Annotated in this window: 10 protein-coding genes and 1 tRNA gene; 9 read left to right on the top strand and 2 right to left on the bottom strand. The window is 67.4% G+C overall.

Features of this window, described 5'->3' with window-relative positions; genetic code table 11:
* Positions 1-109: 109 nt before the first annotated feature.
* From RT688_RS04550 to RT688_RS04535, 4 genes are all read left to right on the top strand, one after another.
* Entirely contained in the window at positions 110-4,390 is a 4,281-nt protein-coding gene (locus RT688_RS04550) for a two-component regulator propeller domain-containing protein (protein WP_313703657.1), read from the top strand.
* Positions 4,391-4,410: 20 nt separating this feature from the next.
* Positions 4,411-5,133, top strand: coding sequence for a response regulator (locus tag RT688_RS04545; protein ID WP_313703656.1), 723 nt, complete (start codon positions 4,411-4,413; stop codon positions 5,131-5,133).
* Positions 5,134-5,222: 89 nt separating this feature from the next.
* A complete protein-coding gene (locus RT688_RS04540; protein WP_313703655.1) occupies positions 5,223-6,881 on the top strand; it encodes an AMP-binding protein in 1,659 nt (552 codons plus the stop codon).
* 5 nt (positions 6,882-6,886) lie between these two features.
* A complete protein-coding gene (locus RT688_RS04535; protein WP_313703654.1) occupies positions 6,887-7,396 on the top strand; it encodes a MarR family transcriptional regulator in 510 nt (169 codons plus the stop codon).
* Between the two features lie 32 nt (positions 7,397-7,428).
* Here RT688_RS04535 and RT688_RS04530 read toward each other — a convergent pair whose 3' ends face one another.
* A complete protein-coding gene (locus RT688_RS04530; protein WP_313703653.1) occupies positions 7,429-8,067 on the bottom strand; it encodes a DedA family protein in 639 nt (212 codons plus the stop codon).
* A 331-nt stretch (positions 8,068-8,398) separates the two neighbouring features.
* On the opposite strand from RT688_RS04530, the gene RT688_RS04525 reads away from it, so the two are divergent.
* Positions 8,399-9,448 carry a sugar-transfer associated ATP-grasp domain-containing protein gene (locus RT688_RS04525; RefSeq protein WP_313703652.1) on the top strand — a complete coding sequence of 350 codons (1,050 nt, stop codon included), beginning with the start codon at positions 8,399-8,401 and terminating at the stop codon, positions 9,446-9,448.
* Between the two features lie 130 nt (positions 9,449-9,578).
* Here the strand turns inward: RT688_RS04525 and RT688_RS04520 are convergent.
* Positions 9,579-9,653, bottom strand: a tRNA-Arg gene (locus RT688_RS04520).
* Between the two features lie 208 nt (positions 9,654-9,861).
* On the opposite strand from RT688_RS04520, the gene RT688_RS04515 reads away from it, so the two are divergent.
* From RT688_RS04515 to RT688_RS04500, 4 genes are all read left to right on the top strand, one after another.
* Positions 9,862-11,793: an ATP-binding cassette domain-containing protein gene (locus RT688_RS04515; RefSeq protein WP_313703651.1), complete on the top strand. Its 1,932-nt coding sequence runs from the start codon at positions 9,862-9,864 to the stop codon at positions 11,791-11,793.
* A 239-nt stretch (positions 11,794-12,032) separates the two neighbouring features.
* On the top strand, positions 12,033-13,238 hold the full coding sequence (epsL, locus tag RT688_RS04510; RefSeq protein WP_313703650.1) for an XrtB/PEP-CTERM-associated polysaccharide biosynthesis outer membrane protein EpsL: 1,206 nt from the start codon (positions 12,033-12,035) through the stop codon (positions 13,236-13,238).
* A 10-nt stretch (positions 13,239-13,248) separates the two neighbouring features.
* Positions 13,249-14,631, top strand: a complete 1,383-nt coding sequence (locus tag RT688_RS04505; protein ID WP_313703649.1) for an undecaprenyl-phosphate glucose phosphotransferase — start codon at positions 13,249-13,251, stop codon at positions 14,629-14,631.
* Positions 14,632-14,967: 336 nt separating this feature from the next.
* The gene (locus RT688_RS04500; protein WP_313703648.1) at positions 14,968-15,942 is read left to right on the top strand and encodes a GDP-L-fucose synthase; all 975 of its coding nucleotides are present in this window, start codon (positions 14,968-14,970) and stop codon (positions 15,940-15,942) included.
* Positions 15,943-15,954: the final 12 nt, after the last annotated feature.

Here is a 15,954-nt window from a genome sequence, read left to right as displayed (position 1 = left end):
TGAATAAGGAACAGACAAGCAGGGCATTGCTGATCGGGCAAGGTGCGCAGGCGGCGCGCCTTGCCGCTTGCGCGTTCGCGCAAACGGCGGCGGGAGCGGCGGGACGGGCATGAGGGCGCTGCTGTTTGTCCTGCTGCTGGCGCTGGCCGGCGGATTCGTCATGCCGGCAACGGCCGCGCCCGCGCCGACGCTGCGTTTCGAACACCTCAGCGTCGACGATGGCCTGGCCCAGGAATCGGTGCTGGCCATGGCCCAGGACGCCGACGGCTTCATGTGGTTCGGCACCCAGAACGGCCTGTCGCGCTTCGACGGCTACCGCTTCGTCAACTTCCGCAATGCCGTCGGCGACCCGACCACCCTGGCCAGCAACTGGGTGCGGGTGCTGCACGTCGACCCGCAGCGCCGGCTCTGGATCGGCACCGACGGCGGCCTGGCGCGCTACGACGCCGCGACCCAGGCTTTCCAGCACTTCCTGCCGGACGAACCGGCGCGGCGCGGCAACGGCAACCGCCACGTGCGCGCCATCGTCGGCGACGGCAAGGGCGGCCTGTGGATCGGCACCGGCGACGGCCTGCAGCACTTCGACATCGCCAGCGGCAGCTTCACGACCTGGCACCATGTGCCGGGCGACCCCGACAGCCTGGCCAGCGACGACGTGACCTCGCTCGCGCTCGACCGCACGGGGCGGCTGTGGATCGGCACCGCGGCCGGCGTCGACAGCATACAGCCCGGGAAGGAAGGCTTCGCACATCACCGCATCGGTTCCCAGGGCCGGCGCGATGCCGTGCAGGCGCTGCTGCTGGACGGCTCCGGCGCGCTGTGGATCGGTTCCCTGGGCGGGCTGGAGCGCATGCCGCTGGCCGGACCGGACGCCGGCCGGCGCCGCCACTTCGGACCGGAAGACGGCATCCCGCGCGCCTGGATCAGCGCGCTCTACGAGGATGCCCTGGGCCAGGTCTGGGTCGGCGCGCACGACGAGGGCCTGTACCGTTGGGATGCCGCGCGCGCGCGCTTCGAGGCCTACCGCCAGGTCATCACCGACAACCACAGCCTGGCCGACAACCACATCGCGGCCCTGTACCGCGACCGCGTCGGCACCTTCTGGGTCGGCACCTGGTATGCCGGCGTGTCGCGCGTCGACCTGGGCAGCGGCGGCTTCGCGCGCATCGTGCGCGAGCGCGACGGCGCCGTCAGCGCCGACAACCGCGTCAAGGATATCGAGAACGACGGCACCGGCAAGCTCTGGCTCGCCGCCACCACCAGCCTGCAGTTGTACGATCCCGCTGCCGGCGCGCCGAACCGCATCTGGCGCCACGAACCGGGCAACCCGAACAGCCTGATCGACCCGGCCGTCAACGCCGTGGTGCGCGACCGCCAGGGACTGGTCTGGATCGGCGGGCGCACCGGCGTCACCAGCTTCGACCCGAAGAGCGGCCGCTTCGTGCGCCAGGTGCTGGCGCCGGGCGAGCCCAACGCGAATACGGTGCGCGCGATGTTCCTGGGGCGCGACGGCATGCTCTGGATCGCCACCCGCGGCGGCCTGCACATGCTGGACCCGGCCACGCGCCGCCTCACCAGCTACCGCCACGATCCGGCGCGCCAGGCCAGCCTGTCCGACAACACGGTGCGCCCCGTGCTCGAAGACCGGCGCGGCCGCCTGTGGGTCGGCACCTTCCACGGCCTGGACCTGCTCGACCGCGCCAGCGGGCGCTTCCGCCATTTCCGCCACGACCAGTACGATCCGACCAGCCTCAGCAACGACGAGGTCCACTACCTGATGGAGGACCGCGTCGGCAACGTCTGGGTCGGCACCGCGGTCGGCCTGAACAAGATGGTGACGGCCGCCGACGGCTCGGTCAGCTTCGTGCGCTACACCATGCGCGACGGCCTGGTCGACGACGCCGTGGCCGCCATGCTCGAGGACGAGGACGGCGCGATCTGGGTCAGCACCACCAACGGCCTGTCGCGCTTCGATCCCGGCACCGGCGCCTGGCGCAGCTACACGGCGGCCGACGGCACCATCGACGGCGCCTACTTCGACGCCTCGGCCGCGCGCGCCCCCGACGGCACCCTGTACTTCGGCGGCTTCAACGGCATCACCGCCTTCGATCCACGCGCGCTGCGCTACAACCGCATCGCGCCGCGCGTCGTCATCACCGGCTTCCAGATCTTCAACCGCCCGGTGCAGCAGGCCTGGCCGGAACTGCTCGACGGGCCGGTGGAGGAGATGCGCGCGATCACGCTGTCGTCGAAGCACTCGGTGTTCTCGATCGAATTCTCGGCCCTGCATTACGCGGCGCCCAAGCGCAACCGTTTCGCCTACAAGCTGGAGGGCTTCGACCGGCAGTGGGTCAGCGCCGACGCCGGCAAGCGCTTCGCCACCTATACCAACCTCGACCCGGGCCAGTACGTGTTCCGGGTGCGCGCGGCGAACAAGGACGGGGTCTGGAGCGAGACGCCGGCGAGCCTGACGATCACGATCGAGCCGCCGGTATGGGGCACCTGGTGGTTCCGCGTCACCGCGCTGCTGTTCCTCGCCAGCCTGGCGATCGGCGGCTACCGCCTGCGCACGCGCCGCCTGCGCCGCCAGCAACTGCGCCTGGAGCGCCTGGTCAGCAGCCGCACCGAGGAGATCGCGCTGCAGAACCGCCTGCTCGAACGCCAGACCGAGGAACTGCGGGCGCGCGAGCATGAGGTGCGCCGCAACACCCTCGAGCTGGCCGACGCCAACCAGGCGCTGCACGAAAACGAGCAGCGCCTGCAGCTGGCCGCGCGCCGCGCCGAAGACGCGGCGCGCCAGAAGTCCGAGTTCCTGGCCAACATGAGCCACGAGATGCGCACCCCGCTCGCGGGCGTGATCGGCATGCTCGGCTTCGCGCTGCGCGACGGCCAACTGCGCGAGTCCACGCGCGAGCAGATCGAGCGCGGCCAGGCCAATGCCCAGTCGCTGCTGGCGATCATCAACGACCTGCTCGACTTCTCGAAGATCGAGGCCGGCAAGCTGACGATCGAGAACATCGACTTCGCGCTCGACGCGGCAATCGGCAACGTCGCCGCCCTGTTCGAGGAGCAGGCCGCCGCGCACAGCGTGGGCTTCGCCATCGCGCTGGCGCCGGACCTGCCGCGCTTCGTGGTGGGCGATCCGACCCGCCTGCGCCAGGTGCTGGTCAACCTGGTCGGCAACGCCTTCAAGTTCACCCCGGCCGGACAGGTCAACCTGCACGTCGAGCGCCGCGGCGAGGACCAGACGCCGGCGCAGCCAGGCGGCGCAGGGGCGCACACGAGCAGGCACATGAGTACCCACATGATCCGCTTCTCGGTGCACGACACCGGCATCGGCATCGCGCCCGACGCGCTGCCGCGCCTGTTCCAGAAGTTCGAGCAGGCCGATACCACCACCACGCGGCGCTACGGCGGCACCGGCCTCGGGCTGGCGATCTGCCGCCAGCTGGTCGAGCTGATGGGCGGCGCCATCGAGGCCTGCAGCGAGCAGGGCAAGGGCAGCACCTTCAGTTTCGTGCTGCCGCTGCCGGAAGGCGCCGAACCGAGCCGCCCGCAACATGCGCCGCGCCTGCCGCACAGCCACCGCCTACGCGTGCTGTGCGCCGAGGACTTCGCCACCAACCAGATCATCGCCCGCATGCTGGTCGAGGACATGGGCCACGAGATCGAGGTCGTCGAGAACGGCGCGCTGGCGGTGGCGGCCTGCGCCCGCGCGCGCTTCGACATCGTGCTGATGGACGGACGCATGCCCGAGATCGACGGCGCCACCGCCACGCGCCTGATCCGCGCCGGCGGCACGCTCGACGCGCCGGTGCTGGACCCGCAGCTGATGATCGTCGCGCTCACCGCCAACGCCAGCGACGAGGACCGCGACCGCTACTTGGCCTGCGGCATGGACGGCTTCCTGGCCAAGCCGATCGACGAGACGGCGCTGCACCAGCAACTGAGCCTGGCGATCGAGCGCCAGCTGGGGCGCGGGATCGTGCTGCCGGAGATGCGTGCATCGATGCCGGCGCCTGCGCCCATGCCCGCATCGACGCCCACCACGGCCGAACTCGATGCGATGTTCGGCGTGGCCCCGGCGGCGGCCACGCCGGCGCCACGCGCCACCGCCTTCCAGGAGCGCCTGCGCGCCGCCTTTGCCGCTGACCTGCCGCGCCGCCGCGCCGACCTGCACGCCGCCCTGGAGGCGGGCGACGACGATGCCTGCGGGCGCGTGCTGCATGGCCTGCGCGGCAGCGCCGCGCACCTGGGCGCGGTCGAACTGGCGGTCCTGTGCGCGCAGCTGGAAAAGGCCGCCGACGCCGGCCGCCGCGACGAGCTGGCGGCCGGCCTGCCGCGCCTGGAAACACTGCTCGACGCCTTCGATATCATCTCGCCGGCCTGATTTTTTGCTAACAATGTATAATGTTTATTCGAAGCAATAAATGCCTGGGAGGGGCGATGCAGGTGCTGGTGGTCGACGACGATGTGGTGTCGCGCATGATGCTGATGCATCTGGTGGACAGTTGCGGGCGCTACGACATCCTGGAGGCGGAAGACGGGGCCGACGCCTGGCGCCAGCTCGAGGCCGGACTGCGTCCGGCGCTGGTGTTCTGCGACCTGCGCATGCCGCACCTGTCGGGTACCGAACTGCTGGGACGCGTGAAGGCCGATCCGGCATTGCACGCCACGCCCTTCGTGCTGGTCTCGGCCGCGAACGACGCCGCGACGATGGGCGAGGCCGCCGCGCTCGGCGCCGACGGCTATGTCGTCAAGCCGTTCCGGATCGAGCAGCTGCGTCCGCACCTGGCGGCGCTGGCGCCGGACGAAACCCTGGACGAGAGCGCGCGCCGGCTCGGCATCGACCTGGCGCGCCTGCGCCTGTATCTGGGCGGGCTCGAGCGCCAGCTGCTCGATGCCGCCGCCAGTCCCGCCGCCTGGCTGGGCGCCGGCGATGCCGAGGGCGCGCGGGCGCGCCTGGCGCGCCTGGGCGAGGGCTGCAGCACCCTTGGCCTGCACGCGGCGGCGGCCTGCCTGGCGCGCGCCCAGGGCATGCTGGCGCCGGCGCCGGTCGGCGCGGCGCTGCGCGAAGCCTGTGCGCTGGTGCGGCGCCAGCTCGAACGGACCGGAGAGCGCGCAAGCGCCTGAACGCGGCCCCGACAATTCGCTTGTCGAGCAGATTGTTTAGGTTTAAAGTATTTCCCGGATAGTCGGCTGACACCACTTTCGGGACGACCATGACAAGCTCGCAAGCCGCAGCACCGAGTCCTTCCTCCCACGTCGACGGGTTCGCCCGCGACCATCTCCCGCCGCTTGATGAGTGGCCGGAATTCCTGTTCGAACTGCCTGCCTTGCACTACCCGGGCCGCATCAATTGCGCTGCCGAGCTGGTGGACGCGGCGCTGGCGCGCGGCTGGGGCCAGCGCATGGCCCTGATCGGCGCCCGCGAGCGCCTCAGCTACGCGGCGCTGGCCGCGCGGGTCGACCGCATCGCCCACGTCCTGCGGCGCGACTTGCGGCTGGTGCCCGGCAACCGCGTGCTGCTGCGCGGCGCCAACTGCCCGACCATGGCGGCCGCCATCCTGGCAGTGTTCAAGGCGGGCTGCATCGCGGTGCCCACCATGCCGCTGCTGCGCGCGCGCGAACTGGGGGCCATCGTCGACAAGGCGCGCGTCGACGCGGTGCTGTGCGCCGCCTCGCTGCGCACCGAGATCGACGCGCTGCGAGAAACGCTGGGCGCCGCTTGCCCGCCGGTGACGCTGTTCGACGTGCCTGGCCACGCGCCCGGCGACCCGGCTGCGCTCGAAGCATTGATGGCGCATCACGACGCGCCTTTCCCGGCGGTCGACACCGCCGCCGACGACATCTGCCTGATCAGCGTCACCTCGGGCACCACCGGCATCCCGAAGGGCACCATGCACTTCCACCGCGACGTGCTGGCGATCTGCGATTGCTTCCCGGTGCACACGCTGCGTTCGACCATCGACGACGTCTTCATCGGCACGCCGCCGCTGGCCTTTACCTTCGGCCTGGGCGGGCTGCTGCTGTTTCCCCTGCGGGTGGGCGCGGCCGGCGTGGTGATCGAAAAGCTCACGCCCGAGACCTTGCTAGCCGCGATCGCCGAACACCGCGCCACGGTCTGCTTCACGGCGCCTACTTTCTACCGCCAGATGGCCCAGCTGGCGTCCCGCTTCGACCTGTCCAGCCTGAGCCGCAGCGTCTCGGCCGGCGAAGCGCTGCCGTTGGCCACGCGCGAGGCCTGGCAGGAGGCGACCGGCCTGGCCATGATCGACGGCATCGGCGCCACCGAGATGCTACACATCTTCATTTCCGCCGCCGGCGACGCCATCCGGCCCGGCGCCACCGGCAAGCCGGTGCCGGGCTACCGCGCCTGCATCCTCGGCGAGGACGGCCGGCAGCTGGGGCCGGGCGTGATCGGGCGCCTGGCGGTGAAGGGACCGACCGGCTGCCGTTATCTCGCCGACCCGCGGCAGCGCGACTACGTGCAGGACGGCTGGAACCTCACCGGCGACGCCTACGAGATGGATGGCGACGGCTATTTCTACTATCGTTCGCGCCTCGACGACATGATCATCTCGGCCGGCTACAACATCGCCGGCGTCGAGGTCGAGGAAGCCTTGCTGCGCCACCCGGCGGTGGCCGAATGCGCCGTCATCGGCCGCCCGGACCAGGAGCGCGGGCAGGTGGTCGAGGCCCACGTCGTCGCACGCGCGGGCCATGCGCCGGATGAAGCGCTGGCGGCCGAGCTGCAGGCGTTCGCCAAGACCCAGATCGCTCCTTACAAGTATCCGCGCCGGGTGGTGTTCCGCGCATCGCTGCCGCGCACCGAAACCGGTAAACTGCAGAGGTTCAAACTACGCGCCGAAGCGCTCTAGACAGGATGCAGGATTTCGAAGGGGAAGACGACCAGCGCGACGCGCTCGACCTGGCGACGCGACTGACCGGGGACCACCACCAGTCGCTCAAGCTGTGGCTGCGCATGCTCGCGTGCACCGTGCGCATCGAGAACGAGATTCGCACGCGCCTGCGCGCCGGTTTCGGCATCACCCTGCCGCGTTTCGACCTGATGGCACAGATCGAGCGCCACCCGGACGGCTTGCGCATGGGCGAGCTGTCGCGGCGCATGATGGTCACCGGCGGCAACATCACCGGCATCACCGACCAGCTCGAACGCGAGGGCCTGGTCGCGCGCGTGCCCGATCCCCAGGACAAGCGGGCGTTTGCGGTCAAGCTCACCCCGGCCGGCCAGGACGCCTTCGCGGCGATGGCGAAGGTGCACGAAGGCTGGGTCGAGGAATTGCTGGGGCACGTGCCGGCCGAGGACAAGGAGCGCCTGATCGGGCTCCTCAGCCACATGAAGGCGGGGCTGGATGGGCAGGGCAGGGCATAGCGGGCGGCCCGGGAAGCTGCCGGCGCTGCAGCTCAGGTCCGTTCGTGCTCCTTGCGCGGGGCGGACGATTCCTTCGCCGCCGGCTTGTAGGTGACCACCCGGTAGATGTACCAGGCCAGCAGGGCGCCGAAAATCACCTTCGACACCGGATCGATGTACTTCGACACGTCCTTGTAATTGTCCTCGAGCAGGTAGCCGGCTGCCGTCAGCAGGCCGGTCCAGGCCAGCGAGCCGACGCTCGAATACAGCAGAAACTGGCCGAGCGACATGTTAGACAGCCCCGCCGGCACCGAGATCAGGGTGCGCACCGCCGGCACCAGGCGCCCGAAGAGCACCGCCTTGCGCCCATGCTTGCGGAAAGCGTCGAGCGACTTGTCGATGTCTTCCGAGCTGAGCGTCAGCCAGCGCGCCTTGCGGTCGGCCAGTTTCCTCAGCCGCTCGCAGCCATACACCTTGGCCGCGTAATACCAGGGCAGGGCGCCGACCACCGAACCGGCGGTGCCGGCGATTAGCACGCCGACCACGTTCAGGTCACCACGCGCGGCAACGAAGCCGGCGAAGGGCATGATCATCTCGGACGGAATCGGCGGAAAGATATTCTCCAGCGCCATCAGCGCGAACACGCCGAGGTAGCCGCTTTTCTCGAGAAACTCGGTGATGAATTCGAACATGGACGTCATCCTGTGTGCCGGGTAGTGCGGCCATCGTAACCGGGAAGGTGATGTCTTTATGTTCGGCAGGGCACGCTTGATCTTGTTTTGTCGATGGATTGGCAAGCGCGGCACTGCGACAACTATCAGAAAAGTAAATAATTTAATTGAGCGGCGGCATCGGTGGTGTGAGCGTGGTAAGAAGCAGTTCGTCAAGCGCCATCAGCTATTTACGAAGGGTTTCACCGGTCACTCGTGACGAGCTCAACATTTCTATTGTATGGACAAAAGTTTATGCCTTCGATTAGCATGAATGTTTATCCAGAACAGCGCTCTCCCTATCGCGACACATATGAAACGACAAATTGAAATGGCGCAACTACGCCGGCCGCCGAATCGCCTGACGACGGCGGAGTATGCAATGTACAAGCTTGAGAATTTATCGTGGGAAGAGAAATCCGCGTTTCTTGGCGCGAACTCAGGCACTGCCATCAATTCAAACAATGATCTGCGGGCACAATATCTTACTTTAGATAAACTTATTACCTACGGCATTCTGCGTTTTCATCAATTTCCGTTTCCTGAAATTAAAGCGATCGGCCATCCGACACGTCATTTTCCGGGCGCCGTTTCACTTCGTTCGGTGGATGAGGTCGCAGCTTATCTTGCAACGCAGGTGGAATTCCCTATTTTCATGAAGCCCATTGCCGGCAATGCCGGCGCCGGCTCGGTCTGGGTCGAGGCCTTCGAGGATGGCATGCTGCGCCTTCGCAACGGCAAGACGGTGGCGGTCAAGGAGTATTTCGAGCGCTGGCTGGGCAAGGAAGGCATCCTGCTTCAGGTGGCGGCGCGTCCGCATCCGGACATCGCTTTGCGCTTCGGCCCGCGTCTGGCCACGGCGCGGGTGGTCGTCCTGATGAGCAACAGCGGCCCCATCGTGCACCGGGCCGTGTTACGTATTCCCGTGGGGCAGAACATGATCGACAACTTCCAGCACGGCGCCTCGGGCAACCTGCTGGGCGCGATCGATATCGATACCGGCATCATTTCGAACGTGATCGGGAAGAAAGGGATGGGGTTGGAAACCATCCCTGCACATCCGGACACGGGGGAGCAGATCATCGGTTGCGCCGTACCCGACTGGCAACGTGCCAAGGAGATGTGCATCGCGGCCGCGCCATTATTCCCGGGTATCAAATACCAGTCATGGGACATCGCCTTCACGGATGAAGGTCCGCAAACCATGGAAGTCAATTCCGGCGGCGACGTCGACGTGCTCCAGCTCGCTTCCGGACGCGGCATTGCGGATGCCACGTGGTGGAAGCTGATGCGCGAGCCGGCGCCGCGCAATTTCCTGCGCCGTCTGCTGGTGCGCAACGGGCCGTGGCGTCAGGGCGCCTGAGTGGAGCTGCCGTCCTGATATCGGACGGCTGACCGGCGCACATGGCATGCGCGCTGGTGCCGACGGTGCCGGCGCGTACTGGCATGAAGGGAGCGTGTCTGTCGGCGAGTTGCCGGACGTGAAGAGGGTTTGGTCCCCCCGACTGGAATCGAACCAGTATCCCACGCTTAGGAGGCATGTGCACTATCCATTGTGCTACGGGGAGGACACCTGTGCCGCAGGGCGGCACCGTGGTCCGGCGAGCGGGCCCTGCGCGCGGCAGGCCGGTATCGTGAACCGAACGCAATTATAGCCGAGGAAAGCGGCATCATTGGAAGTGTATGCGCCGCAGTCGGTACAATGGGCGCTTCGTTCACTCAATTTTCCGCCGCGCCGGGGCTCGAAACGACCCTGGGGCGGCCCGCACACAGAATATGGCTGTCATCTCCCTCACGTCCGCGCAGCTTGCGTTCGGTCACGTCGCGCTGCTCGACCACGCGGATTTTTCCCTCGAAGCCGGCGAACGCGTCGGCTTGATCGGCCGCAACGGCACCGGTAAGTCTTCCCTCCTCAAGATTATTTCCGGCCGCTCGAAGCTGGACGACGGCCTGCTCGTCATGCAGCAGGGCCTGAAGATTGCCTACGTCGAGCAGGAGCCGGTGTTCGATCCCGAGTCGACCGTGTTCGACGCCGTGGCCGCCGGCATGGGCGAGCAGCAGGCGATGCTGGCCGAGTACGAGGCGCTGACCGGCCAGTTCGGCCAGGGCAACGACGAGGCGCTGATGGAGCGCATGCATGTGCTGCAGGGCAAGCTCGACGCCACCGATGGCTGGAACCTGGCCAACAAGGTCGATACCACGCTCGACCGCCTCGGCCTGGCGCGCGAAGCGAAGATGGGCACGCTCTCGGGCGGCATGCAGAAGCGCGTGGCGCTGGCGGTGGCCCTGGTTTCGGCGCCGGACGTGCTGCTGCTCGACGAACCGACCAACCACCTCGACTTCAAGTCGATCATGTGGCTGGAAGGCCTGCTGCGCGAGTTCCGCGGCTCGGTGCTGTTCATCACCCACGACCGCAGCTTCCTCGACAACGTGGCCACCCGCATCATCGAGCTCGACCGCGGCAAGCTCTTGTCCTTCCCGGGTAATTTCTCGACCTACCAGGAACGCAAGCGCGAACTGCTGGCCAACGAAGAAGTCGAGAACGCCAAGTTCGACAAGTTCCTGGCGCAGGAGGAAGTGTGGATCCGCAAGGGCGTGCAGGCGCGCCGCACCCGCGACGAAGGCCGGGTCCGGCGCCTGGAGGCGCTGCGCCTGCAACGCCAGGCACGCCGCGAGACCCAGGGCCAGATCAAGCTCGACGTGGCGACCGGCGAGCGCTCGGGCAAGATCGTCGCGGAACTCGACAACGTGTCGAAGAGCTTCGGCGAGAAAGTCATCATCAGCAACTTCACCGGCACGATCCTGCGTGGCGACAAGGTTGGCCTGATCGGCCCGAACGGCGCCGGCAAGACCACGCTGCTGAAGATCATCCTGGGCGAGGAGAAGGCCGACAGCGGCACCACCCGTCTCGGCACCAAACTGAACGTGGCCTATTTCGACCAGATGCGCGCCCAACTCAACGAGGAAGCCAGCCTGGCCGACACCATCGCGCCGGGCAGCGACTGGGTCGAGATCAATGGCCAGCGCAAGCACGTCATGACCTACCTTAGCGACTTCCTGTTCGCGCCCGAGCGCGCCCGCTCGCCGGTCAAGTCGCTCTCCGGCGGCGAACGCAACCGCCTGCTGCTGGCGCGCCTGTTCGCCAAGCCGGCCAACTGCCTGGTGCTGGACGAACCGACCAACGACCTCGACATCGACACCCTGGAGCTGCTGGAAGAGCTGCTGGAAGACTACAGCGGCACCGTGTTCCTGGTCAGCCACGACCGCACCTTCCTCGATAACGTCGTGACCCAGGTGATCGTCGCCGAAGGGCAGGGATTGTGGCGCGAATACGTCGGCGGCTACAGCGACTGGGAGCGCGTCAAGGCGAACGAGCCGAAGCAGGCGCCTGCCGCCGCCAAGGCCGCGCCGGCCAAGCCTGCCGAGGCCGCAGTCGAGGCGACGGCACCGGCTGCGAATGCGCCGGCGAAGAAGGTGAAGCTGAGCTACAAGGAGCAGCGCGAGCTGGAAGAACTGCCCAAGCTCATCGCCTCGCTCGAGGACGAGCAGTCGGCCATCACGGCCCAGCTGAACGCGCCCGACTTCTACAAGACCAACCCGGCCGATGCGCGCCGCATCAACGCCCGCTACAGCGAGATCGAGGACGAACTGCTCGAGGCGCTGGAGCGCTGGGAACTGATCGAGGCACGCGCCCGCGGCGACGCCTGAGCGCGCCGGACGCGCCGTGACGCGGCCGGGACAACCCCGGTCGCGTTGATCCAGCACAGATCGAATCCCGGGGTTTTCGTCAGTATCGGCTTTGGCGCTTCGGATCGCCGCTGCTCCGGTCCGCGCCGGAACCGCGCATTTGCGCGCCGCCCGCGCGCCGCCTCGCATCGGCGGCGCTGCGCTGCGCCCTCGGGGGCACGGTTCCATACCGAGCCAGCGCTTTCGATCTGACCAAGGACATGTCGCGATCTCGCCTGCACCCGCCGCTGTTCCTGGCCGGCGCGCTCGCCTGCGCTCCCGCACTGGCCGTCCCCGGCACGGCGCTCGACCTCTACGGCCGCATCGGCTGGGCGCGCGACGACAACCTGCTGCGCATCCCCGACGACCAGCCGGCCTTCGACAACCAGCGCTCGGACTCGTGGACGACGCTGGAAGCCGGCGCCGTCTACGACCATACGATCGGCCGCCAGCGTTTTAATGCCCATGCCAAGCTGTCGAAGGTCGAGTTCGACCATTTCCGCCAGCTCGACTACGATGGCCGCGACATCCAGGGCACCTGGTACTGGCAGGTCGGCAACCGCTTCGAAGGCCGGCTCGGCGGCAGCTATGCGCGCACCCTGGCGCCGTACACCGACTTTCGCAGCGACGAGCGCAACCTGCGCGAGCAACGCCGCGGCTTCTTCGACGGTGGCTGGAAACTCCACCCGCGCTGGGAAGCGCGCCTGGCGTTCTCGCGCGACAAGTTCGAATACGCGCTGGCCGCCCAGGCGTACAACGACCGCACCGAAGACGTCGTCGAGCTCGAAGGGCGTTACCTGGCGCCGAGCGGCAGCGCGGTGGGCCTGGTGCTGCGCCGCATCGAGGGCGATTATCCGAACCGGCGCCCGTTCTCGCTCGGCACCCTGACCGACGACTTCACCCAGGACGAACTGAAGGCGCGGGTGGACTGGAAGCTGAGCGGCGCCACCACGCTGCAAGCGCTGGCCGGCTATGCGCGCCGCGAGCAACCATCGTTCGGCTCCGGGCGTACCAGCGGCGTGAATGGGCGCGCCACGGTGCTGTACGAACCGACCGGCAAGATCCGCTACCGGGCCTCGGTATGGCGCGACTTCGCGCCGATCGAGAGCTACACCGTCAGCTACACGCTGAACAAGGGCATCGGCGCCGGCGCGACCTGGGATGCCAGCGCCAAGCTCAGGGTGGAAGCGGACGCCAGCTACGAGAACCGCGACTACGAGCCGCGGCCCGGCGCCAGCCCCGGCACGCCGGGCGGCACGCTGGACGACGCGCTGCGCAGCGCCAGCATCAAGGCGACCTGGGCGGTGCGGCGGAAAATCACCTTGTCGGCGGCGTACATCCACCAGGCCCGCAGCGGATCGCCCGCGCTCGGGATCGGCAAGTTCGAGTCCAACATCTTCGCCATCGACGCCAGCGGACAGTTCTGAAGACCCAGCGATGACGGTCAACGACATCCCGATCATCTCGTTTTTCCAGCGCGTGCTTGATCCGCTGATCATCATGGGGTCGCTGTACGTGTCGTCGCTGGCTTTCCGGCAGCCGTTCTCCGGCTACGCGCTGGTGCTGATGATCCTGGCCTTCTTCATCTCGTCGGCCGTCTACCAGCACATCGATCCCTACCGCACCTGGCGCAGCGGACGCATGCTGGCCTATGCGCGCGACATCGTCTTCGGCTGGTGCCTGACCATCGGCGTGCTGTACTTCCTCGGCTCGGCCAGCGGCCTGAAATACTATTACGACGAGCGCGTGCTGCTGGCCTGGGCCATCGCCGCGCCGGCGACCCTGCTCGCCAGCCACATCGCGGTACGGCTGGCTGCCGGCAGGCCCGATCGCAGCCGCGAAGTGCGCTCGGTGGTGGTGGTGGGCGCCAACGACGTCGGCCTGAAGTTCGCCGCCATCTGCGACCGCCACCCGAACCTTTTCATGCATGTGCACGGCTTCTTCGACGACCGCGCCGGCGAGCGCCATCCGTCCGGGCTGAGCCACCCGATTCTGGGCAGGATGTCCGAGCTGAGCCAGTACGTGCGCGCCCACAACATCAAGCTCATCTTCATCAGCCAGCCGCTGTCCGCCCAGCCGCGCATCCGAAGCCTGATCGACGAACTGCAGGACACCACGGCCTCGGTCTATTTCCTGCCCGATGTCTACGTCTTCGACCTGATGCAGGCGCGCTTCGACAACGTCGGCGGCATGCCGGTGATCGCGATCCGCGAGACGCCCTTCATGGGCCTGAACGGCATGATCAAGCGCGCTAGCGACATCGCGCTCGCCAGCGCGATCCTGCTGGCGCTGGCCCCGCTGATGCTGGCCATCGGGTTGACGGTGAAGTGGACCTCGCCCGGCCCGGTTATTTTCAAGCAGCGCCGCTACGGGCTGTATGGCGAGGAAATCTGGGTCTACAAGTTCCGCTCGATGCGGGTGCTCGACGACGGCGGCGACATCGTCCAGGCGCGCCGCAACGACGGCCGCGTGACGCCGATCGGCGGCTTCCTGCGCCGCACCTCGCTCGACGAACTGCCGCAGTTCGTCAACGTGCTGCAAGGTCGCATGAGCATCGTCGGACTGCGGCCGCATGCGGTCGCGCATAACGAGCAGTACCGGAAACTGATCAAGGGATACATGTTGCGCCACAAGGTCAAGCCGGGCATCACCGGCTGGGCCCAGGTGAACGGACTGCGCGGCGAGACGGCGACGCTGGACAAGATGCAGGCGCGCATCGCCTACGACCTCGACTACCTGCGCAACTGGTCGCTTTGGCTGGACCTGTGGATCATTTTAAAGACAGTGAAGGTCGTTTTGACGCGTGAGAACGCGTTTTGAGACGAATCGCTGAAGGCGGGCTTAAAGGGGGCGCCAAGGCGCTTGCCAGCAGGTGCGGATTGCGTGAGGCTGAGGACCGGCCTTCGCGCATGCGGACTCCTGACACAGCGAGAACTGGAGCGTCGACAAGATGGGGAAGTATAGCCGGGGTGCGAGACCACGGAAGAGGTTCCAGGTTCGCTTTTTGGCCTGTGCGTGCTTCGATCCTCGTCAAGGAATGCGCTGCATACGACAGGTACGCTTGCAACGGCGTTCTGCCCGACCGCACGCGCTTCGCGTTGGTGGACATGGCGCCGCCGCATCGATCACGCGGGCGCATCCTCATGGGAGGGAAGCTTGAATAATCCGGATCCTCGCATCTACGTCGCCGGCCACCGCGGCCTGGTCGGCTCGGCCATCGTCCGCGCGCTGCGCGCCCGCGGCTACGCGAACATCGTCACCCGTACCCACGACGAACTGGAACTGACGGACCAGGCGCAGGTGCGCGCCTTCTTCCGCGCCGAACGCATCGACCAGGTCTACCTGGCGGCGGCGAAGGTCGGCGGCATCCATGCGAATAATACCTACCCGGCGGAATTCATCTACGACAATCTGCTGGTGGAAACCAATGTCGTGCACGAAGCTTGGCGCGCCGGCGTGAAGAAGCTCCTGTTCCTCGGTTCGTCCTGCATCTACCCGCGCCTGGCCCGGCAGCCGATCCGCGAGGACTACCTGATGTCCGGCGAGCTCGAACCGACCAACGAACCGTATGCGATCGCGAAGATTGCCGGCATCAAGCTGTGCGAAAGCTACAACCGCCAGTACGGCACCGATTACCGCAGCGTCATGCCAACCAACCTGTATGGGCCGGGCGACAACTACCACCCCGAGAACAGCCACGTGATCCCGGCCATGATCCGGCGCTTCCACGAAGCGAAGACGCAAGGCGTACCGGAGGTGGTCATCTGGGGCAGCGGCAAACCGATGCGCGAATTTCTTTACGTCGACGACATGGCCTCCGCCAGCGTGCACGTGATGGAGCTGGCGCCCGACGTGTATGCCGACATCACGGACCCGATGCACTCGCACATCAACGTCGGGGCCGGCGTCGACGTCAGCATCGCCGAACTGGCCCGGCTGGTGGGCGAGGTGGTCGGCTATGGCGGGCGCATCGTCTTCGACAGCAGCCGTCCGGACGGCACGCCGCGCAAGCTGCTCGACGTTTCCAAGCTGCATGCGCTGGGCTGGCGCGCCAGCATGTCGTTGCCCGAGGGCTTGCGGCGCGCCTATGCGGCCTTCGTCGAGACCGAAACCGCGGAGGCGGCGGCCTGAGCCGGCGCCTGG

Source organism: Massilia sp. (genome assembly GCF_032106685.1).
Lineage (GTDB): Bacteria > Pseudomonadota > Gammaproteobacteria > Burkholderiales > Burkholderiaceae_D > Telluria.
Note: the sequence above shows the minus strand (reverse complement) of the source record. Positions and strands in the feature narration are given on the sequence as shown.